Annotated in this window: 25 protein-coding genes; 9 read left to right on the forward strand and 16 right to left on the reverse strand. The window is 72.0% G+C overall.

What is annotated here, in order from left to right:
- Genes ACY34M_RS03905 through ACY34M_RS03915 form a run of 3 tightly spaced genes read left to right on the forward strand, consistent with a single transcriptional unit; the run spans position 1 to position 3,486 of the window.
- Positions 1-1,869, forward strand: coding sequence for a CheR family methyltransferase (locus ACY34M_RS03905; protein WP_462717615.1), 1,869 nt, complete (start codon positions 1-3; stop codon positions 1,867-1,869).
- 24 nt (positions 1,870-1,893) lie between these two features.
- The gene (locus tag ACY34M_RS03910; protein ID WP_462717616.1) at positions 1,894-2,748 is read left to right on the forward strand and encodes an ANTAR domain-containing protein; all 855 of its coding nucleotides are present in this window, start codon (positions 1,894-1,896) and stop codon (positions 2,746-2,748) included.
- A gap of 12 nt (positions 2,749-2,760) precedes the next feature.
- Entirely contained in the window at positions 2,761-3,486 is a 726-nt protein-coding gene (locus ACY34M_RS03915; protein ID WP_462717617.1) for a GAF and ANTAR domain-containing protein, read from the forward strand.
- A 36-nt stretch (positions 3,487-3,522) separates the two neighbouring features.
- Here ACY34M_RS03915 and ACY34M_RS03920 read toward each other — a convergent pair whose 3' ends face one another.
- Positions 3,523-4,035: a DUF1269 domain-containing protein gene (locus ACY34M_RS03920; RefSeq protein WP_462717618.1), complete on the reverse strand. Its 513-nt coding sequence runs from the start codon at positions 4,033-4,035 to the stop codon at positions 3,523-3,525.
- Between the two features lie 171 nt (positions 4,036-4,206).
- Entirely contained in the window at positions 4,207-5,616 is a 1,410-nt protein-coding gene (gene glnA / locus ACY34M_RS03925) for a type I glutamate--ammonia ligase (RefSeq protein WP_462717619.1), read from the reverse strand.
- Positions 5,617-5,815: 199 nt separating this feature from the next.
- On the opposite strand from glnA, the gene ACY34M_RS03930 reads away from it, so the two are divergent.
- On the forward strand, positions 5,816-6,283 hold the full coding sequence (locus tag ACY34M_RS03930) for an RDD family protein (protein ID WP_462717620.1): 468 nt from the start codon (positions 5,816-5,818) through the stop codon (positions 6,281-6,283).
- 71 nt (positions 6,284-6,354) lie between these two features.
- On the opposite strand, the gene ACY34M_RS03935 is transcribed toward ACY34M_RS03930, so the two are convergent.
- The 4 genes from ACY34M_RS03935 to lipB all read right to left on the reverse strand — a co-directional run bounded on the left by ACY34M_RS03935 (position 6,355) and on the right by lipB (position 9,440).
- Positions 6,355-7,068: a DUF4191 domain-containing protein gene (locus ACY34M_RS03935; protein WP_462717621.1), complete on the reverse strand. Its 714-nt coding sequence runs from the start codon at positions 7,066-7,068 to the stop codon at positions 6,355-6,357.
- 58 nt (positions 7,069-7,126) lie between these two features.
- Positions 7,127-7,324: an SCO2195 family GlnR-regulated protein gene (locus tag ACY34M_RS03940; protein WP_306323515.1), complete on the reverse strand. Its 198-nt coding sequence runs from the start codon at positions 7,322-7,324 to the stop codon at positions 7,127-7,129.
- Positions 7,325-7,558: 234 nt separating this feature from the next.
- Entirely contained in the window at positions 7,559-8,524 is a 966-nt protein-coding gene (gene lipA / locus ACY34M_RS03945) for a lipoyl synthase (RefSeq protein ID WP_462717622.1), read from the reverse strand.
- 112 nt (positions 8,525-8,636) lie between these two features.
- On the reverse strand, positions 8,637-9,440 hold the full coding sequence (gene lipB / locus ACY34M_RS03950) for a lipoyl(octanoyl) transferase LipB (RefSeq protein ID WP_462717623.1): 804 nt from the start codon (positions 9,438-9,440) through the stop codon (positions 8,637-8,639).
- A gap of 298 nt (positions 9,441-9,738) precedes the next feature.
- On the opposite strand from lipB, the gene ACY34M_RS03955 reads away from it, so the two are divergent.
- Positions 9,739-11,202: a regulator gene (locus tag ACY34M_RS03955; RefSeq protein ID WP_462717624.1), complete on the forward strand. Its 1,464-nt coding sequence runs from the start codon at positions 9,739-9,741 to the stop codon at positions 11,200-11,202.
- A 190-nt stretch (positions 11,203-11,392) separates the two neighbouring features.
- Here the strand turns inward: ACY34M_RS03955 and ACY34M_RS03960 are convergent, their stop codons facing one another.
- Both ACY34M_RS03960 and ACY34M_RS03965 read right to left on the reverse strand, forming a co-directional pair.
- On the reverse strand, positions 11,393-12,724 hold the full coding sequence (locus tag ACY34M_RS03960; RefSeq protein ID WP_462717625.1) for an NAD(P)/FAD-dependent oxidoreductase: 1,332 nt from the start codon (positions 12,722-12,724) through the stop codon (positions 11,393-11,395).
- A gap of 283 nt (positions 12,725-13,007) precedes the next feature.
- Positions 13,008-13,649 (reverse strand): TetR/AcrR family transcriptional regulator, encoded by a 642-nt coding sequence (locus ACY34M_RS03965; RefSeq protein ID WP_462717626.1) that lies wholly within the window; start codon positions 13,647-13,649, stop codon positions 13,008-13,010.
- Between the two features lie 120 nt (positions 13,650-13,769).
- Here ACY34M_RS03965 and ACY34M_RS03970 point away from each other — a divergent pair, with 120 nt between their 5' ends.
- Entirely contained in the window at positions 13,770-14,555 is a 786-nt protein-coding gene (locus ACY34M_RS03970; RefSeq protein ID WP_462717627.1) for an SDR family NAD(P)-dependent oxidoreductase, read from the forward strand.
- 32 nt (positions 14,556-14,587) lie between these two features.
- Here the strand turns inward: ACY34M_RS03970 and ACY34M_RS03975 are convergent, their stop codons facing one another.
- On the reverse strand, positions 14,588-15,580 hold the full coding sequence (locus ACY34M_RS03975) for a GlxA family transcriptional regulator (RefSeq protein ID WP_462717628.1): 993 nt from the start codon (positions 15,578-15,580) through the stop codon (positions 14,588-14,590).
- An 86-nt stretch (positions 15,581-15,666) separates the two neighbouring features.
- On the opposite strand from ACY34M_RS03975, the gene ACY34M_RS03980 reads away from it, so the two are divergent.
- The gene (locus ACY34M_RS03980) at positions 15,667-16,260 is read left to right on the forward strand and encodes a cysteine hydrolase family protein (protein ID WP_462717629.1); all 594 of its coding nucleotides are present in this window, start codon (positions 15,667-15,669) and stop codon (positions 16,258-16,260) included.
- 48 nt (positions 16,261-16,308) lie between these two features.
- Here the strand turns inward: ACY34M_RS03980 and ACY34M_RS03985 are convergent, their stop codons facing one another.
- Positions 16,309-17,505 carry a MarP family serine protease gene (locus ACY34M_RS03985; protein WP_462717630.1) on the reverse strand — a complete coding sequence of 399 codons (1,197 nt, stop codon included), beginning with the start codon at positions 17,503-17,505 and terminating at the stop codon, positions 16,309-16,311.
- 108 nt (positions 17,506-17,613) lie between these two features.
- Between ACY34M_RS03985 and ACY34M_RS03990 the strand changes: the two genes are divergently transcribed.
- Complete coding sequence (locus ACY34M_RS03990; protein ID WP_462717729.1) at positions 17,614-18,408, forward strand: peptidoglycan recognition protein family protein; 795 nt, start codon at positions 17,614-17,616, stop codon at positions 18,406-18,408.
- Between the two features lie 15 nt (positions 18,409-18,423).
- On the opposite strand, the gene ACY34M_RS03995 is transcribed toward ACY34M_RS03990, so the two are convergent.
- The 3 genes from ACY34M_RS03995 to ACY34M_RS04005 all read right to left on the reverse strand — a co-directional run bounded on the left by ACY34M_RS03995 (position 18,424) and on the right by ACY34M_RS04005 (position 21,627).
- A complete protein-coding gene (locus tag ACY34M_RS03995; RefSeq protein ID WP_462717631.1) occupies positions 18,424-19,773 on the reverse strand; it encodes a hypothetical protein in 1,350 nt (449 codons plus the stop codon).
- Positions 19,774-19,790: 17 nt separating this feature from the next.
- Positions 19,791-20,999, reverse strand: coding sequence for a PP2C family protein-serine/threonine phosphatase (locus ACY34M_RS04000; RefSeq protein ID WP_462717632.1), 1,209 nt, complete (start codon positions 20,997-20,999; stop codon positions 19,791-19,793).
- A 127-nt stretch (positions 21,000-21,126) separates the two neighbouring features.
- Positions 21,127-21,627, reverse strand: a complete 501-nt coding sequence (locus ACY34M_RS04005; RefSeq protein ID WP_462717633.1) for an N-acetyltransferase family protein — start codon at positions 21,625-21,627, stop codon at positions 21,127-21,129.
- Between the two features lie 32 nt (positions 21,628-21,659).
- Here ACY34M_RS04005 and ACY34M_RS04010 point away from each other — a divergent pair, with 32 nt between their 5' ends.
- A complete protein-coding gene (locus ACY34M_RS04010; protein ID WP_462717634.1) occupies positions 21,660-22,547 on the forward strand; it encodes a TIGR01777 family oxidoreductase in 888 nt (295 codons plus the stop codon).
- A gap of 71 nt (positions 22,548-22,618) precedes the next feature.
- On the opposite strand, the gene ACY34M_RS04015 is transcribed toward ACY34M_RS04010, so the two are convergent.
- The 3 genes from ACY34M_RS04015 to ACY34M_RS04025 form a co-directional block, all read right to left on the reverse strand.
- Positions 22,619-23,134, reverse strand: coding sequence for a DUF4240 domain-containing protein (locus ACY34M_RS04015; RefSeq protein WP_462717730.1), 516 nt, complete (start codon positions 23,132-23,134; stop codon positions 22,619-22,621).
- Between the two features lie 111 nt (positions 23,135-23,245).
- Positions 23,246-24,238, reverse strand: a complete 993-nt coding sequence (locus ACY34M_RS04020) for a helix-turn-helix transcriptional regulator (protein ID WP_462717635.1) — start codon at positions 24,236-24,238, stop codon at positions 23,246-23,248.
- Positions 24,239-24,298: 60 nt separating this feature from the next.
- Positions 24,299-25,060 (reverse strand): VOC family protein, encoded by a 762-nt coding sequence (locus ACY34M_RS04025; RefSeq protein ID WP_462717636.1) that lies wholly within the window; start codon positions 25,058-25,060, stop codon positions 24,299-24,301.
- Between the last annotated feature and the right edge of the window lie 59 nt (positions 25,061-25,119).

The following is a 25,119-nucleotide window of genomic DNA, read 5'->3' on the forward strand; positions in this document are numbered from 1 at the left end:
ATGAGCGAGGCCCCGCGCGACGTGGAGACCGACGAGGAGCTGGAGGAGCTGCTCCGGTTCCTGCGGGACGCCCGCGGATTCGACTTCACCGGATACAAGCGCTCGTCGCTCGGCCGCCGTATCCGCAAGCGCATGTCCGACGTGGGCATCGACTCGTACGCCGACTACCGCGACCAGCTCGAGACCAACGCCGACGAATTCAGCGCCCTCTTCAACACCATCCTGATCAACGTCACCTCCATCTTCCGCGACGCGGACGCCTGGACGTACCTGCAGCGCGAGGTCATCCCCGAACTCCTCACGCAGCTCGGCCCGGAGGAGGACGTCAGGGTGTGGAGCGCGGGGTGCTCCAGCGGCGAGGAGGCGTACTCCCTCGCGATCATGTTCGCGGAGGCCCTCGGGGTCGACGAGGCACTCAACCGCGTCAAGATCTACGGCACCGACGTGGACGACGAGGCGCTGCGCGACGCCCGCTCCGGTCTCTACCCGGCCAAGACGCTGGAACCGCTCTCCGCGGAACTGCGCGACAAGTACTTCGAGCAGAACGGGTCGCAGTACAGCTTCCGCTCCGACCTGCGCCGCCGCGTCATCTTCGGCCGCCACGACATCACCCGCGACGCCCCCATCTCCCGCCTCGACCTGCTGGTCTGCCGCAACGCGCTGATGTACTTCAACGTCGAGGCGCAGACCCAGATCATCGACCGGTTCCACTTCGCGCTGCGCGAGAGCGGCTTCCTCTTCCTCGGCAAGGCCGAGATGCTGCTCAACGACGCCGACCGGTTCGACGTCATCAGCATGCGCCAGCGGATCTTCCGCCGCCGCGCCGGTGACGCGCAGGCCCCGTACCAGCCCACCCCGGTGAAGCTGCGTGCCAATGTCGGCGGGGAGATGCAGAACGTGGCCCGCAATCGGCAGCTGCGCGACCTGATCCTGGACGCCTCGCCCGGTGCGGCCCTCGCGGTCGACGGCGAGGGCATCGTGGTCCTCATCAACAACCACGCCCGCGTCCAGTTCGGACTGACCACCAGCGACATCGGGCGGCCCTTCCAGGACCTGGAGATCTCCTACCGCCCGGTCGAGCTGCGCTCTTTGATCGACCAGGCCACGCACGAACGCCGCTCCCTGCGGGTGAACGGGGCGGAGCGCAGGATCGGCGACGACGTCCAGTACTACGACATCCTGGTCCAGCCGCTCGTCGGCGCGGGCGGCCTCCCTGCCGCCACCAACATCACGTTCACCGACGTCACCGTCTCCACCCAGCTCAAGGCCGAGGTCAAACGCGTACGCGAGGATCTGGAGACGGCCTACGAAGAACTCCAGTCGACCAATGAGGAGTTGGAGACGACGAACGAGGAACTCCAGTCCTCCATCGAGGAGTTGGAGACCACCAACGAGGAACTCCAGTCCACCAACGAGGAGCTGGAGACCACCAACGAGGAACTCCAGTCCGGGAACGAGGAACTGGAGACCATGAACGACGAGATGCGGATCCGTACCGAGGAACTGGACGAGACCCGCGCCTTCCTGGAGGGCGTCCTCACCTCCATCGCGGCCGCCATCGTCGTCCTCGACAAGGATCTCAACGTCAAGAGCTGGAACCGGGGCGCCGCCGACCTGTGGGGCCTGCGCCAGGACGAGGTCCTCGAGGAATCCTTCTTCGCCCTCGACTTCGGGCTGCCCACCAAGGAGTTGCGGGAGGCCGTGGATCGCTGTGTCACCACCCGCAAGCGCGGCGCCCCCGTGGTGGTCGCAGCCGTCAACCGGCTCGGCCGGAGCATCAACTGCACCGTCCACTGCAGCCCGTTCGACGGGCACCGCGGCGGGGTCGTCCTCCTGATGGAAGAAGGCAGGACCAACGGCGCGACCTGACCGCACCGGCGTACGGTGACAGGTATGGAACCCAGAGGCAGGTCGCCGTCGGCGGAACAGGTGGCTGCCGTCTGGCGACGTGCCGTCGCCGCGCAGGAACGGGCGGACCGGGAGCACCGCCTCGCGGTCGGGTACGAGGACCTGGCCGCACGCTCGGGCGACGAGACGCACATCCGGCTGGGCCAGCTGCACCGGTCGACCGCGGCCCGCCACCAGGTCGCGGCGGAACTCCTGTCGGGACACGCCCGCCGCGCCGCCGCCGCACAGGCCGTCGGCGGACCGCCCCCGCAGTTCATGACGGGAGTCGCGGTGGCGTGCGGCTTCGAGAGCGTCGCCGTCACCCTCGTCGACGGTCAGCAGAACCAGGTGGCGGCCGCGTACTCCGACCGCCCCGCCCACGAAGCACAGGACTTGGAATACGTGCTCGGCGAGGGCCCGGCCCGTGACACGATTCTCGCGCGCAGTCCCGTCGTCGTGTCCGGAACGGCTCTCTCCGCCCGCTGGCCGGGCTACGGGCCGGCCTTCGAAGCGCTCGGATTCGGCCAAGTCGTCGCCGTACCGCTGGAGTCCGCCGAATCGTGCATCGGTGCGCTCGCCGCCTTCGGCGACAGCTCCGCGGACACGTCGACCTCGATCGTCCGGCGGGTCGCCGATGCCCTGACCCGCAGTGTGTTGCTCGGCAAAGACGCGGTACCCGGACTGTTCGGCGACATCGACCACCGGGCCGAAGTCCATCAGGCCGCGGGCATGGTGGCGGTTCAGCTCGGGTGTCGCGTCGCAGATGCACTAGAACTGGTCAAAGCCCGTTCCTTCGCCGACGGTCGCTCCATTGGGGACATCGCCCACGATATCGTCGAGGGACATCTAAAACTTGGTTGAGAGGTCTTCACCGTGACGTTGCAGGAGCAGGGAGTCGCGGAATTCTTCGCCCGATTGACCGAGGACGCCGCCCGCGAACCATTCGACACACGTGCACTGTTGGCCACCCTCGCCCACGGCGGCCGCAGCCTGTTCGGCGCGAGCGGGGCAACGGTGCAGTACACGCCCGATCCCCGCACGCCGATGCAGTACGGCGGTACCGACCCCCAGCTGCGCGCCCTGTCCGAGGCCGTCGTGCAGTGGCGGGAGGGTCCCGGCCACGACGTCCGCACCACGGGCTGCGCCCTCATCGACGTGGACATCACCACGGACGTCGGCCAGGCCCGCTGGCCGCGCTGGACCCCGTGCGCCAGAGCCCTCGGCCACGGCCGGGTCACCGCCCTGCCGCTGCGCGCGCGGGAGACCGTGACCGGTGCCCTCGTACTGTTCTGTGCCCCTTCGAGCCCCCTGGACGAGGAGGCCCTCGCCGTGGTCCGCACCTTCGCGGAGACGGCGGGGCACACCCTCTCGCTCCAGCGTGAACTCTCCGAATCCCGCACGCTGGCGGGCCAGTTGGAGCACGCACTCTCCAGCCGGGTCATCGTCGAGCAGGCCAAGGGCATCATCGCCGCGCGGTACGACCTGACCCTGGACGAGGCCTTCGCCGGACTGCGCGGCTACGCGCGCTCCCATCGGCGCAAGCTGGCGGACGTCGCCCGCGAGGTCACGGAGAAGCGCCTGGAACTTCCCATCCGGTAGCGCGGCCGCGGCCGACGGCCGCGGCCCGGGAGGTGCTTACGCCGAGGCCTCCGCTTTCGCCTGCGCGTCCTGGAGGATCTCGCGCAGGGCGTCCTCCTCGTCGTTGTTCAGCGACGTCTGCACCAGCTGGCCGCCGTACTTGGCGACCTCGGGCACGACCTTGTCGCGGGCGGCCTGCTTGACGAGCACGAACAGCGCGGCGGCGCCCGGCCGCAGGTTCTGGCTGAGCTCCTTCATGAAGTTGTCGTTGATCCCGGTGTCGGTGACGGCCCCACCGGCGGCCCCGGCGGCGGCGCCCACGGCGGCCCCCAGGAACGGCACCAGGAACAGCATCCCGATCACCCCGCCCCACAGCGCACCCCCGCCGGCGCCCAACGCCGTGTGGTTCACCGCCTGGTGCAGCTTGATCTTCCCGTCGGACTCCCGGCGCTCGACCACGACGATGTCCTCGAGCTCGACGAGGTGCTCCTTCGACATGTCGAGCAGCCGCGTGCGGACCTGGTTGGCGGTGGCGAGGTCGTTGTAGGCGACGACGAACAGATTGCTCATGGGGGCACTCCTCCGAGACATGGCAGCGTGTGCGACTTGCCCGAGTTTAAGCCGATTGGCCGCTTTCCGCCCGACGGAGCCCACCCACCCCCTGCACGTGCGAGGGCCCGGCCTCCCTGATGGGGAAGACCGGGCCCTCGTCGACGAGCGCGTCCGGAGTGACGGGACGGCTTAGATGTCGAAGTACAGCTCGAACTCGTGCGGGTGCGGGCGCAGCTGGATCGGGGCGATCTCGTTCGTGCGCTTGTAGTCGATCCACGTCTCGATCAGGTCGGACGTGAAGACGCCGCCGGCCTGCAGGTACTCGTTGTCCGCCTCCAGGGCGTCGAGGACCGCGGGGAGCGAGGTCGGGACCTGCTGGACGTTGGCGTGCTCCTCGGGAGCCAGCTCGTACAGGTCCTTGTCGATCGGCTCGGCAGGCTCGATCTTGTTCTTGACGCCGTCGAGGCCCGCCATGAGCAGCGCCGAGAAGGCGAGGTACGGGTTCGAGGACGGGTCCGGCGCGCGGAACTCGACGCGCTTGGCCTTCGGGTTCGAGCCCGTGATCGGGATACGCATGGCCGCGGAGCGGTTGCGCTGCGAGTACACCATGTTGACCGGCGCCTCGAAGCCCGGCACCAGGCGGTGGTACGAGTTCACCGTCGGGTTGGTGAAGGCGAGCAGCGACGGGGCGTGCTTGAGGATGCCGCCGATGTAGTAGCGGGCGGTGTCCGAGAGGCCCGCGTAGCCCTGCTCGTCGTAGAAGAGGGGCTCGCCACCGGACCACAGGGACTGGTGGACGTGCATGCCCGAGCCGTTGTCACCGAAGATCGGCTTCGGCATGAAGGTCGCGGTCTTGCCGTTGCGCCACGCGACGTTCTTCACGATGTACTTGAAGAGCATCAGGTCGTCGGCCGCGGCGAGCAGCGTGTTGAACTTGTAGTTGATCTCCGCCTGGCCGGCCGTGCCGACCTCGTGGTGCTGGCGCTCGACCTTGAGGCCCTGCTTGTCCAGCTCCAGGGAGATCTCGGCGCGCAGGTCGGCGAAGTGGTCGACCGGCGGGGCCGGGAAGTAGCCGCCCTTGTAGCGCACCTTGTAGCCGCGGTTGTTCTCGACGGCGCCGGTGTTCCAGGCGCCCGCCTCGGAGTCGATCTCGTAGAGCGAGCGGTTCGCGGAGGTCTCGAAGCGCACCGAGTCGAAGACGTAGAACTCGGCCTCGGGGCCGAAGAACGCGGTGTCGGCGATGCCGGTGGAGGCGAGGTACGCCTCGGCCTTCTTCGCCACGTTGCGCGGGTCACGGGAGTACTGCTCGCCCGTGATCGGGTCGTGGATGAAGAAGTTGACGTTGAGCGTCTTGTCGCGGCGGAACGGGTCCACACGGGCGGTGGAGAGGTCCGCGCGCAGCGCCATGTCGGACTCGTGGATGGCCTGGAAGCCGCGGATCGACGAGCCGTCGAAGGCCAGCTCCTCCGTGGGGTCGAACGCCTCGGCCGGTACCGTGAAGTGCTGCATCACACCCGGCAGGTCGCAGAAGCGAACGTCGACGAACTTGACGTCCTCGTCCGCGAGAAATTTCTTGGCGTCATCGGCGTTCTGGAACATCCAACTCCTCCTACTCCCACCCAGGGAGGGGCGGGGTTGCAGCTCTTGGCAGCTCGAGCGCGCGTCCAGTGCGGTGGTACACGCTGGGGCCCGACGATATGCAGGCGTGATTTCTCAAGCATGACCCATTTGTTTCGCCCAAGTTAACCGGAACAGGGGCCGCGGCGGCGTCCCGGACGCGGCGCAGTACCGTTGATGCGTGGACAACAGGGAAGCAATGGGATCGTGGCTGTCCGGGCCCCGCGAGGCCATGGAACAGGCGGGCGCCGACTTCGGCTACCGCGGTGAACAGCTCGGTCTGCCCGAGCACGGGCCCGGCTCCGTCGCCCGCCCCGGCCGCCGCATCGGGGCCGTCGTCGTGGACTGGGCGCTGTGCATGCTGATCGCATACGGCCTGCTCACGCATGGCTACAACCAGGCCACGGGGAACTGGGCGCTGCTCATCTTCTTCGTACTCAGCGTGCTCACGGTCGGCACCCTCGGCTGCACGCCCGGCAAGCGCCTCTTCGGCCTGCGGGTCGTCTCGGAGGCCGGCGGCCGCATCGGCCTCGGCCGCGTCGTCGTCCGCACGGTCCTGCTGTGCGTGGCCATTCCGGCCCTGATCTGGGACCGGGACGGCCGAGGCCTCCACGACCGCGTGGCGAAGTCGGTCGAGGTCCGTATCTGATCGTCCCGGAACGACGAGTGGCGGGCCGGAACCCTCGGGTTCCGGCCCGCCACATTTGCTTGCGGGGAGCGTCAGCGGCCGCGGCCGCCGCCGCCCTTGGGCATCTTCATCCCCTTCGGCATCGGACCCTTCGGCATCGGCATGTTCGACATCAGGTCGCCCATGGCCTTCAGCCGGTCGTTGGTCGCGGTCACCTGGGGGCCGGTCAGCGTGCGGGGCAGCTTGAGCATGGTGGTGCGGAGCTTCTTCAGCGGAACCGTTCCCTCAGGCCCCTGGCTCGTGCCCACCACGTAGTCGTGCACCGGCACGTCCGCCACGATGCGGGCCATCTTCTTCTTCTCGGCCGCGAGGAGCGACTTCACCCGGTTCGGGTTGCCCTCCGCGACGAGCACGATGCCGGCCTTGCCGACCGCGCGGTGCACCACGTCCTGGCTGCGGTTCATGGCGACCGCGGGGGTCGTCGTCCAACCACGTCCGATGTTGTCGAGCACGGCCGCGGCCGCGCCGGGCTGTCCCTCCATCTGCCCGAAGGCCGCCTTCTCGGCTCGGCGTCCGAAGATGATCGCCATCGCGAGGAAAGCGAGCAGGAAGCCGAGAATTCCGAGGTAGATGGGGTGACCGAGCAAGAAGCCGATCGCGAGGAAGACACCGAAGGTGACGATTCCCACAGCCGCGAGTACAAGACCGATCTTGGGATCGACCCTGCGAGTCATCTTGTAGGTCTGAGCGATCTGCTTGAGCCGCCCGGTGTTAGCAGCGTCCGCTGCAGTTTCCTTCCTCGCCATGTCTTGAAGTCTACGTGGCCGGGGAAGCGGGAAGAACCCGCACCGGCCCCCGGTTCGCTCAGCCCCGCGAGGCGGCGGCCTCCAGGACGCGCTGCGCCTCGACCCGGTCCTTGGCGCGGCGGCGGTCCTCCAGGACGGAGGTCCAGGCATTGCGGCGTGCGGTGCGCTGTCCACTGCTCATCAGCAGCGACTCAACGGCGCGCAGGGCGTCGGTGACGGTCGGGATGGCGGTGGCGCGAACGGGCGCGGCCTGCATGGTCGGGGTCCCTCCTCGGGGCTGATCACGACGGTTGCTCGGAGGTGCACTGGGTGTGATTCCAGAGTCACTGATTGGTGTTACCAGGGCGTGACTGGACGGTCAAACACCCATGAAGCCTTGATGCGGGGGACCCGAACGCAGACGCGGCCCTGACGGTGCCCCTCATCTGCGGGGATCGTCAGGGCCGCGTCTTATCGGCCGCTACTTGTCAGTAGCCTCTTGTGCCTGAATTCACACGGCCTGCGAGGCGGTGTAGGAGCCGCGCCGCTCCTTGGCCATCTGGAAGAGCCGGCCCGCACGGTACGAGGAGCGGACCAGCGGGCCCGACATGACGCCGGAGAAACCGATCTGCTCGGCCTCGTCCTTCAGCTCCATGAACTCCTGTGGCTTGACCCAGCGCTCCACGGGGTGGTGCCGCACGGACGGGCGCAGGTACTGCGTGATGGTGACCAGCTCGCAGCCGGCGTCGTGCAGCTGGCGCAGCGCCTCGCTGATCTCCTCGCGGGTCTCGCCCATGCCGAGGATCAGGTTCGACTTGGTGACCAGACCGAAGTCGCGGGCCTCGGTGATGACCTTCAGCGAGCGCTCGTAGCGGAAGCCGGGGCGGATCCGCTTGAAGATCCGCGGGACCGTCTCGACGTTGTGCGCGAAGACCTCGGGGCGGGAGGAGAAGACCTCGGCCAGCTGCTCCGGGTTCGCGTTGAAGTCCGGGGCGAGGAGCTCGACCTTGGTGCGGCCGTCGGCGCGGTTGGTGGTCTGGCGGTGGATCTGGCGGACCGTTTCCGCGTACAGCCAGGCGCCGCCGTCGTCCAGGTCGTCGCGGGCGACGCCGGTGATCGTGGCGTAGTTCAGGTCCATCGTGACGACGGACTCGCCGACGCGGCGCGGCTCGTCGCGGTCGAGCGGCTCCGGCTTGCCGGTGTCGATCTGGCAGAAGTCGCAGCGGCGCGTGCACTGGTCACCGCCGATGAGGAACGTGGCCTCGCGGTCCTCCCAGCACTCGTAGATGTTGGGACAGCCCGCCTCCTGGCAGACCGTGTGCAGGCCCTCGGACTTCACGAGGTTCTGCATCTTGGTGTACTCGGGGCCCATTTTCGCCCGGGTCTTGATCCACTCGGGCTTGCGCTCGATGGGGGTCTGAGCGTTACGGACCTCCAGGCGCAGCATCTTGCGTCCGTCGGGTGCGACTGCGGACACGACCGGCTCCCTAAAGCTTTGATTCCTCGGCGTACATCAGGGTACGCCCGTGATGTTCGTGGCCCTCACGGGTGGCCAACCGGTGGCCTGTGGGGTGCATTCCCCGGATGGGCTATGCCGAGGTCTTCTCGACGACGCGCGGCTGCAGGTCCGCGTTCCCCAGGACGTCCTGGAGATGCCTCTCGGCGATCGGCAGCACCTCGTCCATCGTGACCTCGCGACCGAGCTCGTACGAGAGGGAGGTCACGCCCGCGTCGCGGATGCCGCACGGGATGATCTTGTCGAAGTTGGAGGTGTCCGGGTTCACGTTCAGCGCGAAGCCGTGCATCGTGACGCCCTTGGCGACGCGGATGCCCATGGCGCAGATCTTGCGGTCCTCGTGCCGCTGGCCCGCGTTCGAGGGCGCGTACTCGGGGCCGACGAGCCGGTGGTCGAACTCCTCGTCCTCACTGCTGAGCCGAGGATTGAAGTCGAGGGACAGCCCGCCCAGATTCGTCCGCTGCTCGATCGGGTCGCCGAGCACCCAGACCCCGGCCCGGCCCTCCACGCGCGCGGCCTCGATGCCGAACTCGGCACAGACCGCGATCATCGCGTCCTCGAGGCGGCGCAGATGTGCGACGACGTCCACGGGGCGCGGGAGTTTCTGGATCGGGTAGCCGACGAGCTGGCCGGGACCGTGCCAGGTGATCTTGCCGCCGCGGTCCACGTCGATGACCGGGGTGCCGTCGAGCGGGCGCTCCTCGGGGGCGGTGCGACGGCCGGCCGTGTAGACGGGCGGGTGCTCCAGGAGCAGACAGGTGTCGGGCACCTCGTCCGCGAACCGAGCGGCGTGCACACGGCGCTGCTCGTCCCAGGCCACCTGGTAATCGACCATGTCCGCACCGAAACCCATGCGGACGAACCGGAACTCACTCACGGCAAGTGCCTCCCTAAGAACCTTCACCGTGCATATAACGCGCCCGGAGCAACTGTACGGCTCCCGAATGACGCCGCCGCCGTCCACCCCTCGCTCGGTTTGTCACACGATCGGATGAAGGAGGGGTTCAGCTCGGCCGATTGGGGGACGCCGTGTGCGCAGCGTGATAATTTCAGCGCCGTCCGTGAGCGGGAGCCGGTCACGGCGCACGCCGTTCCATGAGGGACAGCGACTAAAAGGGGGGCACTTGATGGCCCCCCTTTACCGCTTCCCAGGGCCCGGAAGGCAATCGCACAGCATGACGGAACGACCTCCGCAGCGCACCCCGAACCGCCAGCTCGCCGCGCTCATCGCGGAGGCAGGTTTCTCCAACGCGGGGCTCGCGCGCCGCGTGGACCAGCTCGGGCTCGAACACGGCCTGGACCTGCGCTACGACAAGACATCCGTGACCAGATGGCTGCGCGGCCAGCAGCCGCGCGGCACCACCCCGGCCCTGATCGCCGAGGTGTTCACCCGCCGCCTCGGCCGCCGCCTCTCGGCGCAGGACCTCGGGCTCGACGCGTGCGCGCCCGTGTACGCGGGCCTGGAGTTCGCGGGATCGCCCGAGGAGGCCGTCGACATCGTCAGCGGCCTGTGGCGCAAGGACTCCGGCAGCCACGCCGAGCTCCGCAAGATCGCGTTCACCCCGGCCGGCCTCGTCGTGCCCAGCCGCGACTGGCTGATCGGCCGCGCCGACGACCGGGTGGCCCACGGCGAGCAGCTGCCGCGCGTCCCGCTCCAGGGGCGCCCCGCCCCGGCACTGGAGGCGGTGGGCACCGCGGTGCCGCGCCAGCGCGCCCAGACCGAGCGCGGTCCCGGACACCGGGTGACGAGCGGCGACATCGCGGCGCTGCGCTCGGTGGGCGAGCTGTTCCGCGCCCTCGACCACGCGTACGGGGGAGGGCACGCGCGCCAGGCCCTCGTGCGGTACCTGGAGCACGAGGCCGAGCCGATGCTGCGCGGCGCGTACGGGGAGCAGCACGGGCGGCGGCTGTTCAGCGCCGTCGCCGAGCTGACCCGGCTCGCGGGCTGGACCTCGTACGACATCGCGGCGCACGGGCTCGCCCAGCGGTACTTCGTGCAGTCGCTGCGGCTCTCGCAGGCGGCGGGGGACCGCATGTACGGCTCGTACGTGCTGGTCACCATGAGCCGGCAGGCCGTCTATCTCGGGCACGGGCGGGAGGCGGTGCAGCTCGCGCGGGTCGCGCAGCAGGGCGTGGGCGGCTCCGCGCCGGCCGCGGTCCAGGCGCTGCTGCACGCCGTGGAGGCGCGCGGGCACGGGGTGCTCGGCGAGGTCCGGGCGTGCACGGCGTCGCTGGTGCGGGCCGAGCGGGCGCTCGCGGCGGTGCGGGCCGGGGACGAGGTACCGCCGTGGGCGCGCTTCTTCGACGAGGCGCAACTGGCGGACGAGTTCGGCCACTGCCACCGTGACCTCCAGCAGTACCGGGCCGCGGCCCAGCACGCGGAGCGCTCCCTCCAACTGCGCGCACCCGGCTTCGCCCGCAGCCGCCTCTTCTGCCGGGTCGTCCTGGCCTCGGCCCGCCTCGGCCTCGGCGAACTGGACTCGGCGTGCTCCCTGGGCGCGGAGGCGGCGGTCGCCGCCGCCGACATGCGCTCGGTCCGCGCCCACGAATACGTCCGCGAATTCGAACGCCGCCTGGAGCCGTACCGCGACGCGGGCCCCGTCCGGGGGTACCGGGAGCGTGTCGCCGCGCTCGGGTGATCCGTTCAAGCCCGTCCGGCGATTGAGGACGAGCCCGAAGGGCGACGGGGGGTCTGGGGGCGCAGCCCCCGGGGGCGCACCCCGGCGCGGGCAGAGGAGACGCGGGGGCCGACCACCGCCGGGTCAACCACCGGAGGTTGGGGCGTCCGCCCCCGGAGTTGGGCCACGGAGGCGGACGCGGTATGGGGGATCAGGCGGCGTCGGCCACCGCCGCGCCGGCCTCCGCGGGCCGTACGCCGAGATCCGTCAGGACCGCACGGGCCACCCGCCGGGCCGAGTGGAGCGCTCCCTGCACCGTGCTGGTGTCCCGGTGGTCCCCGCACACGTACAGCCCGTCGAGGAGGCGGACCGGGCGGCGCGGGTCGTGCGGGGCCGGCATCGCGGGCACGGCGCGGGGGTCGTGGTGCACGGCCAGGGTTTCCCAGTCGGTGGTCGACGTGCCGTAGAGCGCGGCGAGTTGGGCACGGAGTTCGCGGTCGCCGGGGGGCGGGCCGAGGACCGTGGAGGAGACCAGCGCGCGGCCCGCGGGGGCTCTGGTCGGGTCCACCTGGCTGATCACGGACGTGTGCGCGACCGGGCCGAGCCGGTCCGCGTCGAGCAGCAACGCGGGCTCGGTGAGCGGGGGTTCGGGCACGGCGTGGTGCACGACCGTGACCTCGTGGAAGTCGGGGACGCGCAGGCCCGGCAGGAGCTGCGCCGCGTCGTGCGCGCCGGTCGCCAGGACGACGGCGCGGCACGGGAGGCGGCCGAGTTCGGTGGTCGTGACCGACGTGGTGGCGACCGCCGTGGCCCGTATGCCGGTGTGCACCGTGCCGGGTGGCAGGCTCGCCGCGAGCAGTTCGGGCAGCGCGTCGGCGCCGCCCTCCGGTATGGCGAGCCGGCCCGCCGCGTACGCGCGCAGGGCGAGGTCGGCGCACCGGCTCGAGGTGCTGAGGTCCGGATCGCAGAGCAGCGCCGAGAGCAGGGGGCGCAGGAAGCCGTGCAGGGCCGAGGGCGGCAGGCCGCGGTTCGACAGGGCCCGGGCCGCCGGAAGCTCGGGGCGGGCGAGGAGGCGGGACGGGGGCGTCGCCGCGAGCCGGGAGAGGGCGGCGCCCAGGCGCGCGTGGTCGAACGGGGTGCCGAGGGCGGGGCGCGTGCCGCGCGGAGCCCTGGGGGCGCTTGCCATGGCGCGTGCCGCGCTGAGTGCGCCCCTTGTGCGCCGGGTGCCGGTGACGTCGCCCGCCCTGTGGCGCCGTCCCTCGCTGTGCACGAGGGTGCCGGGGGCGAAGCGGCGCAGGGCGAGCGGGGCGAGGGCGGGGGTGCGGCGCAGTTCGGGGTAGGCCGTGCACAGCGGCCGGCCGGTCCGGTCGAGGCGGAATCCGTCGACCTTCTCGGTGGACATGCGGCCGCCGATGCCCGTGGCCGCTTCCAGGACGAGCGGGCGCAGACCCGCCCTGGTCAGGTGCTGGGCCGTCGCGAGCCCCGCGACCCCGGCGCCCACGACGACGACGGCTCCAGGGCTTGCGTCTGTGGGATCGAGCACGGTGTGCCTCCGGCGGGTCGGGTGGCTGGCGTCCGGAGGCTCATGCCCTCAACGGGCCGCCGGAATGCCTGAGTTCGGCACTCAGGGACCTTGAGGGTAGGCGCGCGCCGGGCGCCGGGCAGTCGCGCGTAGGGGCGGCACGGGGGCACGACGGTCGCACGCCCCCGTGGACGACTCCCGCGGCTCTGCGGAACGGTGTCCGCCGTTCCGCCGGACGCCACCCGCCGTTCCATGATCCGGCGCCCGCGGTCGGCCGCTGCCCGATGTCGGCCGGTGTCCGCCGTCAGCCGGTGCCCGCCGTCAGATGGCGCAGTCCACGGACCGCGAGGGCCGCGGGGGAGCCGGGGCCCGAGGTCCCGGCGTCCGTCGTGGCCCACAGCTCCAGCGCCACCCGGATCGCGTCGGTCGCCGCGGCCGCCGTCAGCCGGACCTCCAGGGGGTCGGCGCCGGGGCCCGCGAGACGGGTCACGACGGCGAGCAACCGCTCCTCCGACTCCTGATTGACCCGGTACCAGACGGCGCGCAGCGCCGGGTCGTCCTGCGCCGCGCGCAGCAGCGTCCGGGTGCCCTGCAACGCCTCCTTCGCCGCCTCGTCCGCGGGGGAGAGGCTGGCCGTCGCGGCCGCTTCGAGGGCCCGCGGCAGCGGGGTGCCGGGTTCCGTCGCGGCCAGCAGCTCGCGCCAGCGGTCGCCGCCGGACGCGAGCAGCGGGCCGACGGCGTCCTGCTTGTTGCGGAAGTAGCGGTAGAAGGTGCGCAGCGCGACCCCGGCGCCGCGCGCGATCTCCTCGGCCGTGGTGGCGTCGGGGCCCTTCTCGGTGAACAGCTCCATCGCCGCGCGGGCGATGTCGAGCTGGGTCGCCGCTTTGCGGCGTTCGGTCAGTGAGGGCTGCGCAGGCGACGAAGAGGGCGTTCTGGGCTCGTTCACCCGACGAAGAGTAGCCCCACGGGGAATGAACTGGCACAAGAAGTCGTTATGGCAAAACGTGCCACTTAGGCGTACGGTGAACGCCGTGCGAGGACGCACACAGGAACGTAAGGAGTCGCCATGAACCGCTACGAAGGACGCCGCGCACTGATCACCGGTGGCGGATCCGGCATCGGGCAGGCCACCGTGCTGCGCATGCTGGCGGAGGGCGGCCGGGTCGTCGCCGCCGACGTCAGCGAGGCCGGCCTCAAGGACACCGCGAGCAGGGCGGGCGCCGACGCCGGGCGCCTCACCACGGTCGTCGTGAACATCGCCGACGAGGCGTCCGTGCGCGCCGCCGTCGCGACCGCCGTGCAGACGCTGGGCGGCCTCGACGTACTGGTCAACGCGGCCGGCATCCTGCGCTCCTCGCACACCGAGCAGACCAGCCTCGCCGAGTTCAACCAGGTGCTCGCGGTCAACCTCACCGGCACCTTCCTGATGATCCGCGAGGCGATACCGGCGCTGCTCCTGGGCGCGGCCCCCGCCGTCGTCAACTTCAGCTCCACGTCCGCGCTGTTCGCCCACCCGTACATGGCGGCGTACGCGGCGAGCAAGGGCGGCGTCCAGTCCATGACGCACGCGCTGGCCGCCGAGTACAGCAAGCAGGGCATCCGGTTCACCGCCGTGCAGCCCGGCTCCATCGCCTCCGGCATGACCGACGGCTCCGGCGAGAGCAAGCAGAGCCAGGGCCCCGGCCTGCCCGAGGACACCGACTGGAGCCTGTTCGCGAAGCTGTCGCCCGCGCTCGGCGAGGGCTTCGCCGGGCCCGAGGCCGTCGCCGGCGTCGTCGCGATGCTCGCCTCCGAGGACGGGAAGTTCATCACCGGTACGGAGATCCGGATCGACGGCGGCACCCACTACTGAGCCGCCGCGCCGAAGCCGCTGCGAGGAAGCCGCTACACGGACACGCGGAAGCGGTGCCGGTACGCCGTCGGCGTCGTGTCGAGCTGCCTGCGGAACGCCCGCACCAGCGTGTCCGTCGTGCCGAAACCGCAGAGGGCGGCGACCCGGTCGAGCGTGTCGTCGCTGGACTCGAGGCGCTGACGGGCGCGCTCGACACGGGCCGACTCGACGTACGCGCTCGGCGTCGTGCCCAGCTCGGACTTGAAGATCCGGGTGAGCTGGCGCTCGCTGACGTGGGCGTGCGCGGCGAGGTCCGCGACCGTGAGCGGTGCGCCGAGGTTGCGGGTGATGTGCTGGCGCAGGTCCTCCACACGTCGCGTCGTGGAGGCCTGCGCCAGCGGCACGCTGAACTGGCTCTGGCCGCTCGGCCGCTTCAGGTACATCACCAACTGCCGCGCCACCCGCAGCGCGGTCTGCTCACCGAGGTCGTCCGCGACCAGGGCGAGCGACAGGTCGAGGCAGGAGCTGATCCCGGCCCCGGTCCAGATGTCTCCCTCGCGGATGAAGATCGGGTCGGGGTCGACGTCGATCTCCGGGTGCTCGTCGGCGAGCTGGCGCGCGGTCGACCAGTGCGTGGTCGCCCGTTTGCCGTCGAGCAGCCCGGCCGCCGCGAGCAGATGCGCCCCGACACAGACCGACGCGACCCGGCGCGCCCGCCCCGCGAGCGTGCGCACCCGGTCGACCACCGCGGGCTCCGCCAGGGCGCGCACCCCGTGCTCCGGGTCGGCCTCGACCGAGCCCGGCACCAGAAGCGTGTCGACGGGCAGCCGGGCGGCGTCGTCGAAGGTGACGTCGGGCAGGACGCGGACGCCCGCGGACGTCGTGACGGGGTCCAGGGTCTCGGCGGCGAGCAGGACCCGGTAGCCGGCGTCGCCCTCCCGCCTCACCAGCGCGAACACCTCGGGCGGGCCCGTGACGTCGAGCGTGTCGACGCCTTCGAAGAGCACGATGACGACGATCCGCTCGGCGGCGCTCTCGGTGCTCACGGTGGGCCCCTCTCACGACGGCATGTCCGAATCTGCAGGTTAGCCGTCATTGCCGACATGGCGGCGCCGCCCATAGCGTTTCAGGCATGCCGACAACGACTCTGCGCACCCTCAACGGCCTCGACGAGACGCCCGCATCGCTCGCCGACGCGACGCTGATCCTGATCGACTACCAGAACACGTACACCCGCGGCGTGATGGAGCTGGAGGGCTGGCGGACCGCCCTCGACAACGCCGCCGCACTCCTCGCCCGCGCCCGCGCGGCCGGTTCGACGGTCGTCCACGTCCAGCACGACGGCGGCGAGGGCTCCGCGTACGACGTCCGCGCCGACATCGGCGCGATCCACCCGGACGTGGCGCCGGTCGAGGGCGAGGCCGTCGTGGTCAAGCCCGCCCCGGACGCATTCGTCGGCACCGACCTGGGCGAGCACGTCGACGCCGCGGGCCACAAGGACGTCGTCGTGATCGGGTTCATGTCGCACATGTGCGTGCAGTTCACCGCCCAGGGCGCGTTCCTGCGCGGCAACCGGCCCACCGTGGTCGCCGACGCCTGCGCGACGCGCCCCCTGACCTCGGTCGGCGGCGTCGAGCTGCCCGCCGAGCAGGTGCACCTCGGGGCGATGGCGACGATCACCGACCTGTACGGGGTGGTCGTGCCGACAGGGGAGTCCCTGTCCTAGAGGGCCCTGGAAGAGCCCTAGAAGGTCCCAGGAGGTTCTGGAAGGACCCTAGGAGGACACCAGCGCCCCGGTGTCCACCGGCGCCGTGGCCGAGGCCGCCCGCTGTGCGTCGGAGGACACCTCGTCCGCCGTCAGGACGTAGCCCGTCGCGTCGTCCGTCGTGGACCGGGCGAACACCACTCCGTACACCTCGCCGTCCGTGTCGAGGAGCGGGCCGCCGGAGTTGCCCGGCAGGACCGTGGAGCGGATCGAGTAGATGTCGCGGGTGACGTTCCCGGAGCCGTAGATGTCCTGGCCAGCCGCCTTGATCGTGTCGTCGACGGTGGCCGCCTGGAGGTCCAGACCGCCGTTCTCCGGGTAGCCCGCGACCACGGCCGCGTCGCCGCGCTGCGCCGAGTCGTCGAAGCGCAGGGCCGGGGCGTCCAGGCCGGGGACGTAGAGGACCGCCACGTCCTTGTCGGGGTCGAAGAGGACGACCTTCGCCTCGTACGAGTCGCCCGTGCCGCCCACCCGGACCGACGGGTCGTCGATGCCCGCGACCACGTGCGCGTTGGTCATGACGTGCTCGGACGAGTAGACGAAACCGCTGCCCTCACGGCCCTGGGTGCCGGAGGCGCCCTCCACCTTGACGCTGCTGCGCTGCGCCGCGGCGGTCGCCTTCGCCGTCACGTTGTCCCCCGACGGCTTGGCCACCTTCGCGGACGGCTCGTGCGAGAACGGGTCGAAGACCTGCGGGAAACCCGCCGACGTGAGCGCGCCCGTGGCCTGCGAGAACCAGGACGGGGTCGACCTCGGCATGGTGTCCTGCACCGCGCCCAGCACCGAGGAGTTCCGTATCGCCTGGTTCAGCACCGTGGACGAGGAGGCAACGAGGACGCTGCCCGCGACCCATGCCACCACCAGGACGGCGACCGCGCTCGCGGCGCCGCCGCCCACCCCGTCGGCCACCCGCAGCGGCCCCGGCGCGTGCGACATGCCGCCGCGCACCCGCGCCGCGAGCAGCCCGGCGAGACCGTGCCCGGCGACCGCGGGCACCAGGACCGTGAGCACGGCGACGATCGTGGCCGACGTGGTGCCCGGCGTGACCGTCTCCATCAGGTACGGCAGCAGCCATACGCCGACGACCGCGCCGCCCACGAACCCGGCCAGTGAGACGCAGCCCGCGAGCAGGCCGCGCCGGTAGCCGGAGGCGGCATAGGCGAGGGCCACCACGAGCAGCAGCACGTCGAGTAGGTGGAGGTCCATACCGGTAAGAAACGCCCGGGTGGCCCCGATGGTTCCACCACCTGGCCCACTGTGGCTGACCGCACAGGCCGCGCCGGGCGGAGGGTGTGAGGCGTGCGCGTCTTGCGAATGGTGTTGTGCTGGCTGCCCGGAGTCACGGCCCTCGGGCTCCTCGTGATGTGCGCCGCGGCGGTCGACCGCCCCGGGCCCGAGCGGTTCGCGGCCACCGCACGCGGCGAGCTGCCGGCCGCCGCCGTGCCGGTGAAGCGGGCCGCGGCGGCGGGCGGGCACGCGCCGGTGGCGCGCCCCCGGATCGTGCCGCGCTCGCGGTGGCTCACGGGCGCGCAGACGTACCACCGCGACCCGATCCGCTACGGCGACCGCGTCGAGGCCGTCTTCCTGCACCACACCGACTCGCCGAACGACTACGACTGCGCGGACGCGCCGCGCATCATCCGCTACCTGTACGCGGGGCAGGCGGGCGGCGGCGCGGCGGGCGGCAAGGAGTGGGACGACATCGGCTACAACTTCCTCGTCGACCGCTGCGGAACGATCTACGAGGGGCGTGCGGGCGGCGTCGACCGGCCCGTCGTCGGCGCCCACACGCAGGGCTTCAACCAGGACACGGCGGGGATCGCCGCGATCGGCACGTTCACCGAGGGCACCCCGGTGCCGAAGGCGATGACCGACGCGATCGCCGCCGTGTCCGCCTGGAAGCTGGGCCTGTCCGGCATCGATCCGCGCGAGCGGGTGCGGCTCGTGTCCAGCAACGACCTGGCCCGCTTCAGGACGGGCGCGGCCCACGACTTCTTCGCGGTCTCCGGGCACCGCGACGGCTACGAGACGTTCTGCCCCGGCCTCGCCCTGATGGGGAAGCTGCCCGAGATCAGGGAGCGGGCCGCGGCGCTGCAGGGCCGTAGCTAGGACCCGGCCCCGGTCCTACGCGCGGCCCCGCGCGGGCTTGAGCGTGCCGCCGCCCTCCAGCTGGTACTTCTTCCCGCGCAGGTCCGGGCTGGACGCCTTGTCGTACGTCACCGTGTGACCGTTGCCCACGATCACGTCGGAGACCTTCGCCCCGTCGGCCAGCTCGATGCTCTTCAGCGGGGAGTCCCCGGACACCGACCACTGCGTCTTCGGGCCGAGCTTCAGCGACGCCGCGCCCACGATCTTTCCGTCCAGCTCGGTGGAGCCGGTCAGGTCGAGCGTGGCGGAGGAGCCCTTCCCGACGGCGACGCTGCCCTTCAGCTTCTCGGCGTCCGCCGAGAAGGTCGCCTTTCCCCCGCCCGTGACCCGCAGCAGCTTGCCGTCCTTCGTCCGCACGTCGGCGCCGCCGTCCAACGTGATGTCGGCGTCGGCCCCTTGGACCGAGAAGATGTCACCGTCGGCGGCCTGCACCGCCCCGCCGGTCATCCGGTACGAGGTCTCGCCGTCGCCGCGCAGCACCACGCCGCCCGCCGCCGCGGACGCCCGGACGTCCTTCAGGGTCAGCGAACCGCCGGCCTCCACGGTGAACGCCTCCGAGTTGGCCAGGTCGAACAGCGTCTGCGACAGGGTCACGTCACCCGCCGTCTGCACGCCCGGCGAGCCGCAGCCCGCCGAGGTCATCGTGCCGCCGGACACCGTGACCTTGCCGCCGCCGGGACCCACGGCCACCGGCGCGGCCTGCGCGGCCGCCGTGTCGATCTCCACGTACGTCAGGTCGAGCGCGCCGCCGTGCGTCGCCGTGACACCGCGCGCCGAGGCGCCCTTCGTCTTGATGCCGCCCGAGTGGAGCGTGGCCTTCGCGCCCTTGCCCGAGGCGAACACCCCGGTCGCGCCCTTGCCCTGAGTGGACATCCGGCCGCCGGACATCGTGAGCGTGCCGCCGTCGCGGGCGAGCGCGGCGGCGTTGAGGCCGTGCCCGTCGGACGCGGTGACCGACGAGGTGCCGCCGTGCTTGATGATCTTCCCGTCGCGCGTCGTCAGCTTCCCCGAACCGGACACGAGCAGCGCCGACCTGTCGCCCGTCGTCGTCTTGAACTCCTTCTGGGCCTTCGCCTTCACGGTCTTGTGCTCGACCGTGTACCCGGCCTTCGCGCGCGGCTCCGCGTCCGGGCCCTTGTCGTCGGCGGACGGATCCGTCGTGCAGCGGGCGCCGCTCGCCGTCGCGGCGGGGGAGGCCGCGGGCGGCGGATTGGTCGCCCCGTCGTCGTCGGAACACGCGGAGAGGGCGAGCGGCAGCAGCAGTACGGAGGCGGTTGCCGCGGCACGGCGGCGTCCCTGGCGGCGCGGGAGTCCCGGGTTCTTCATGCGCCTACGTTCACACCTCACGTCCCGCGAGGCACGTCCGGGGTCCGTGTGGCGTCGGGCGGGGGCAGGCGCGGGGGCGCGGACGCGGGCTCCGACGGGGACTTCAGCGCGGGTTCGGGCGGGGTCTCGGGCGGGGCGAGGACGAGGAGCGTCAGATCGTCCCTGACCGAACCGGCGAACCGGATCACGTCCCGCCACACCGCGTCCGTGAGCCCGGCCGGATCCTCCGCGGCGAACTGCGGCAGCCGCTCGGTGAGCGGATAGAACTCGCCGTCCCGGTTCCGTGCCTCCGTCACTCCGTCCGAGGGCACGACCAGCCGGTCCGCGGGCCGCAGCTCGACCGTGAGCCGCTTCGGCGGAGCGACCTCCGCGAGGCCGAGCCCCAGCGGCGCCCCCGACGGCACGTCCAGCTCGGTCACCCGCCCGTCGCGCAGCAGCAGCGGGTGCGGGTGACCGCAGCTGACGACATGGACGACGGGCGTCTCGCCGGGGGAGTGGTCGGGGAATTCGAGCAGCACCGCCGTCGCGAACAGCTCCGCGTGCTCGTCCTCCGACGTGTCCACCACGAGCCGCCGGTCGAGCCGTGCCGCCACCCCCTCCAGGTCCGGCTGATCGAGCACCGCCTCCCGGAACGCGCCGAGCAGCCCCGCCACCGTGCCCACCGCCGACAGACCGTGCCCCTGTACGTCGCCGACGACGGCCCGTACCCCCGTCGGACCCTTGCGCACGTCGAAGAAGTCGCCGCCGACCAGGGCGCCGCGGTGCGCCGCCCGGTACAGGCCCGCACAGCACACGCCGCCGACCCGCCCGGGCAGCGGCGGGAGCACCGCGAACTGGGCGGCCTCCGCGACCGTGCGCACCGTGACCAGCTGCTCGTCCCTGCGGCTGCGCACCCAGGCGATCACCACGCTCAGCACGGCGACGAACGTCACCGTCAGCACGTCGCTGTTGCCGGGCCGCCCGAAACCGATGCGGGGCAGGTTCAGCAGCAGCACGACACAGCCGCCGAACAGCGCCGTCGCCGCGGGACCGTACGTCAGGGCGGCGAGCGGCGGGATGGCCCCCAGCAGGAACGCCAGCTCGAACCGGTGCCGGGTGGCTGCCTGCAGCGCGTAGAGGGACACCAGCAGCACCACGGGAAGCCAGCGCACCCACTGCGGCGGCGGGGCCCCGCGCAGCCAGGCACGCTGGGACTCGTCCCTGCGGCGCGCCACGGGCCAGATCATGCGGGCTACGCATCCCTTCGCGACGGAGCTGTCACCTCACCCTGCAACGAGTCGCCGCCCGTCGCACGCCGTGCTCGTGGGGCGGCGGTCGCAGGGCGGCGCGCGTGGGGTGGTGGCCGCGGGGTGGCTAGAGGGGCTGTCCCATCAGCACGTCGTCCACGTACGCCCCGTCCAGCAGGAACTCCCCGGGCAGTATCCCCTCGACCACGAAGCCCTCCGCCTCGTACAGCTTGCGCGCCGGGGTGTTGTGGCCGAGGACGCGCAGCGTGATCCGGCGCGCGCCCTGCCGCCGCGCCAGCTCGACCGCGCCCCGCACCAGGGCCCGGCCCGCGCCGCGCCCGCGCGCCGCGTCGGAGACCGCGAGCCCCATGATCTGCCGCACGTGCGCGTTCGCGTCCAGGGGAGTGGGGACGCCGAGGCGGATGTAGCCCACGAGCAGGCCGTCGAGCTCGGCGACGAGATGGTCGCGCGGGCCGAAGCGCTCGTTGAAGAACGGCGAGGGCTCCGGGTCGAGCGGCTTCACCGCGTGCAGATACGACCAGGTGTCCCGGTCGAGGCGGTCGAGCGCGGCCGCGTCATCGGCGATCGCGAACCGTATGTGTGCCACGGAGTCCTTGGGGTCTGACATGCGGCCGACTGTACGACGGGCAGGATGGGCCCATGACACGTTTCGCGGTGGCTGGCGCATCCGGGCTCATCGGATCGGCACTCGTCCGATCCCTGACCGACGACGGGCACGACGTGGTGCGCCTGGTGCGGCGCGCCCCACGGGCGGCGGACGAGGCCCGCTGGGACCCCAAGGAGTCGTACGTCGACACGTCCCGGCTCGACGGCTGCGAGGCAATCGTCAACCTCGCGGGGGCCGGCGTCGGCGACCACCGGTGGACGGACGCGTACAAGCAGGAGATCCGCGACAGCCGGGTCCTCGGCACGCAGACGCTCGCGCGGGCCGCGGCCGGGCTCGACACCCCGCCGCGCGTCTTCCTCAACGGCAGCGCGATCGGCTACTACGGCGACACCGGCAGCCGGACCGTCGACGAGACCGCTCCCGTGGGCGAGGGCTTCCTGCCGTCCGTGTGCGTCGAGTGGGAGGCCGCGGCGGCGCCCGCGCACCAGGCCGGCATCCGGACGGTGTTCGCCAGGACCGGGCTCGTCGTCGCGCGCGGCGGCGGGGCCTGGGCCAAGCTCTTCCCGCTGTTCAAGGCGGGGCTCGGCGGGCGCATGGGGGACGGCCGGCAGTACTGGTCGTTCATCGCGCTGGACGACCATGTGGCGGCGCTGCGGTACCTGTTGGACACGGAGGAGCTGGCCGGTCCGGTCAACCTGACGGCGCCGCAGCCCGCGACGAACCGGGAGGTGACGGAGGCGATGGGGCGGGTGCTGAGGCGGCCCGCGCTGTTTCCCGTCCCGGCGTTTGCGCTCCGCGCGGTGCTCGGTGAGATGGCGGGTGACGTGTTGGGGTCCACCCGTGCGGTGCCTACGCGGCTGCTGGAATCCGGCTTCGAGTTCACCCACCCGGGTGTGGACCAGGCCATCCGAGCAGCCTGAGTCACTGGCCCCCTACGCCCCGGGGCTCCGCCCCGGACCCCGCTGCTCAATCGCCGCAGGGGCTGGAAGGATCAGGCGAACCGGGACGTCAAGCGGGGGTATGTGCGGGCCATGACGCCGTCGTCCTCGAAGTCCAGGGGGGTGCCCTCCGGTTCCGGTGGGGCCGGGGAGATGCCGAGGTCCGGGGCGACCACCCCGGTCAGCTGCTCGTACGCCTCGTCCGCCGCGTAGCCGATCTCCTCGCCGTCCCCGTCGACCTCGTCGTCGAAGTCGTCGAGGAGTTCCGCCAGCGAATCGGGATCGTGCAGCGCGCCCTCGAAGACCTCGCGGCCCTGGCCGATCAGCCAGCACCGGAAGTAGTCGAACGCGTCGTCGCTCGCCCCGTCGAGCAGCACCCACGCCGCACCCCAAAGATCCCACCGGTACGCCCGGTTGTACCGGGACTCGAAGTGCCGGGCGAAGTCGAGCACGAAGTCCGGGTCGGAGCGCAGCAGCCGCTCGACGAGCAGCTCGGCGTGGTCCTCGGGGTCGCCGCCCGCGGCCTCACGCGTACTGTCCACGATCTCCCAGAACTCGGTCTCGTCCATCACGGGACCAGCATCGGCCCTGGACCGATGGGGCGCACGCCGAGCGACGGACGTGCTCCACTTCGTTATGCATGCACATGCCCACGGCACCCGCCGCCCGCCCCGGCCCGGTCACCCGTACCACCCCCGCATCCGCCGCGCGGCCAGCGCGAACCGCTCCCGCAGCGCCTCCGGAGCCACCACCTCCGCCTCCGGCCCCAGCGCCATGAGCTGCGTGTACGCCACGTCCTCGGACTCGACCGGCAGGGTCACCGTCACCCGTCCCTCCGCGTCCGCCGCCCCCGCCGACTCCAGGGCCTCGCGCGCGGACGCGGGGTCCGCGGCGTACGGCAGTTGACGTACCCCGGAGGGCGTGAGCCGCACGACGACCTCCGACCGCAGCAGTGCCCGCGCGAACTGCGCCGCCCGCTCCTCCCAGAACGCCGGCAGGTCGAACGCGCCCTCCCCCTCCGCCCGCGCGAACCGCTCCTCGCCCGGCTCCACCGCCGTGAACCGGTCGACCCGGTACACCCGGAAGGCGTCCGCCCCGCGCACCGCCGCCGCCAGGTACCAGACGCCCGCCTTCAGCACGAGGCCGTACGGCTCCAGCTCCCGCTCCACCTCCTCCGCCCGATCGCGCGACGTGCGGCGATAGCGGACCCGCACCACCCGGTCCGCCCACACCGCCTCCGCGATCGGGGGCAGCAGCTCGGGCGTCGGCGACTCCTTGAACCAGCCCGGCGCGTCCAGGTGGAAGCGCTGCGCCGCCGTCCGCGGCGCGTCCCTGAGCGAGGGCAGCAGGGCCGCCGACACCTTCAGATGCGCCGCCGACGCCGCGTCCTCCAGGCCCATCTCGCGCAGCGCCCCCGGCACCCCCGACAGGAACAGCGCCTCCGCCTCCCCGCGCGCGAGCCCCGTCAGCCGCGTCCGGTACCCGCCGATCAGCCGGTACCCACCGGCCCGACCCCGGTCCGCGTACACGGGCACCCCGGCCTCCGACAGCGCCTGCGCGTCACGCGTCACCGTCCGCTCGGACACCTCGAGCTCGCGCGCCAGCTCGGCCGCGGTCATGGACGGCCGGGACTGGAGCAACAGCACCATCTTGATCAGGCGGGCAGCACGCATACGGCCATCATGAACCGCCCCACCGACAACCCGTCCGGACCAGCGGCCCCCAGCGGCCCTTCAGCCCCCGAAGCGCATCACCGAGAACGCCGCGCCCTGCGGATCCGCGAGCATCGCGAAGCGGCCCGGCGCGACCGTCGTGGGCTCCACCAGGACCTGCCCCGACAGCTCCGTGCAGCGCTCCGCCACCGCGTCCGGATCGTCCACGGCCACGTACAGATTCCAGTGCGAGGGCGCGGGCGGGAACCGGCCCGTCGACATGTCGACCATGCCGCCGAAGGGCTCGTCGGCGACCGACCACCGCGTGTAGCCCTCGTCCGCCTCGGCGCCCCAGCCGAGCACCGACTGGTAGAAGTCCACCGCGCCCGCGCCGTCCCGCGTGAGGAGTTCGAACCAGCAGAAGCTGCTCGGCACGTTCACCACCTCGAACCCGGCGTGCTCCTGCGGCTCCCACAGGCCGAACGCCGCGCCCGCCGGATCCTGGCAGACCGCGAGCCTGCCCTCTTCGACGACGCCGATCGGGCCGGAGACGACCCGGCCGCCGTTGCCGCTCACGCGCGCGGTGACCGCGTCGATGCCGCTGGACTGGAAGTACGGCAGCCAGGCGGCGGGCTGTCCGGGGCGCAGCACCGGGCCGACCCCCGCCACCTTCGGCCCGTCCGGGCTGTCGAGCGCGAACCGGCCGTGCCCGCCGACCGTGGGGTCGTCGCTCGACCGCGTGCGCCAGCCGAAGAGGGCCTCGTAGAAGTACCGGGCCGCCTCCGGTTCGGTGGTCGACAGCTCCGCCCAGCAGGGAGCGGACGGGGTCTTGGAGATCTTCATGAAGTACGCCTCCCAAGACGGCGGACGGACGCGAACGGGTCCCCGGAGCGGACGGGTCC

It is taken from the genome of Streptomyces sp. EDA2-14 (assembly GCF_054963755.1).

What these genes read in the sequence shown, in the direction of transcription:
- ACY34M_RS03935 (WP_462717621.1), bottom strand. Translation starts at nt 7,068, where the DNA reads ATGGCGAGGAAGGAAACTGCAGCGGACGCTGCTAACACCGGGCGGCTC.
- ACY34M_RS04025 (WP_462717636.1), bottom strand. Translation starts at nt 25,060, where the DNA reads ATGAAGATCTCCAAGACCCCGTCCGCTCCCTGCTGGGCGGAGCTGTCG.
- ACY34M_RS03970 (WP_462717627.1), top strand. Translation starts at nt 13,770, where the DNA reads ATGAACCGCTACGAAGGACGCCGCGCACTGATCACCGGTGGCGGATCC.
- ACY34M_RS03995 (WP_462717631.1), bottom strand. Translation starts at nt 19,773, where the DNA reads ATGAAGAACCCGGGACTCCCGCGCCGCCAGGGACGCCGCCGTGCCGCG.
- ACY34M_RS04005 (WP_462717633.1), bottom strand. Translation starts at nt 21,627, where the DNA reads ATGTCAGACCCCAAGGACTCCGTGGCACACATACGGTTCGCGATCGCC.
- ACY34M_RS03990 (WP_462717729.1), top strand. Translation starts at nt 17,614, where the DNA reads ATGGTGTTGTGCTGGCTGCCCGGAGTCACGGCCCTCGGGCTCCTCGTG.
- ACY34M_RS04010 (WP_462717634.1), top strand. Translation starts at nt 21,660, where the DNA reads ATGACACGTTTCGCGGTGGCTGGCGCATCCGGGCTCATCGGATCGGCA.
- ACY34M_RS04000 (WP_462717632.1), bottom strand. Translation starts at nt 20,999, where the DNA reads ATGATCTGGCCCGTGGCGCGCCGCAGGGACGAGTCCCAGCGTGCCTGG.
- ACY34M_RS03955 (WP_462717624.1), top strand. Translation starts at nt 9,739, where the DNA reads ATGACGGAACGACCTCCGCAGCGCACCCCGAACCGCCAGCTCGCCGCG.
- ACY34M_RS03940 (WP_306323515.1), bottom strand. Translation starts at nt 7,324, where the DNA reads ATGCAGGCCGCGCCCGTTCGCGCCACCGCCATCCCGACCGTCACCGAC.
- ACY34M_RS03980 (WP_462717629.1), top strand. Translation starts at nt 15,667, where the DNA reads ATGCCGACAACGACTCTGCGCACCCTCAACGGCCTCGACGAGACGCCC.
- ACY34M_RS03920 (WP_462717618.1), bottom strand. Translation starts at nt 4,035, where the DNA reads ATGAGCAATCTGTTCGTCGTCGCCTACAACGACCTCGCCACCGCCAAC.
- ACY34M_RS04020 (WP_462717635.1), bottom strand. Translation starts at nt 24,238, where the DNA reads ATGCGTGCTGCCCGCCTGATCAAGATGGTGCTGTTGCTCCAGTCCCGG.
- glnA (WP_462717619.1), bottom strand. Translation starts at nt 5,616, where the DNA reads ATGTTCCAGAACGCCGATGACGCCAAGAAATTTCTCGCGGACGAGGAC.
- ACY34M_RS03910 (WP_462717616.1), top strand. Translation starts at nt 1,894, where the DNA reads ATGGAACCCAGAGGCAGGTCGCCGTCGGCGGAACAGGTGGCTGCCGTC.
- ACY34M_RS04015 (WP_462717730.1), bottom strand. Translation starts at nt 23,134, where the DNA reads ATGGACGAGACCGAGTTCTGGGAGATCGTGGACAGTACGCGTGAGGCC.
- ACY34M_RS03905 (WP_462717615.1), top strand. Translation starts at nt 1, where the DNA reads ATGAGCGAGGCCCCGCGCGACGTGGAGACCGACGAGGAGCTGGAGGAG.
- ACY34M_RS03985 (WP_462717630.1), bottom strand. Translation starts at nt 17,505, where the DNA reads ATGGACCTCCACCTACTCGACGTGCTGCTGCTCGTGGTGGCCCTCGCC.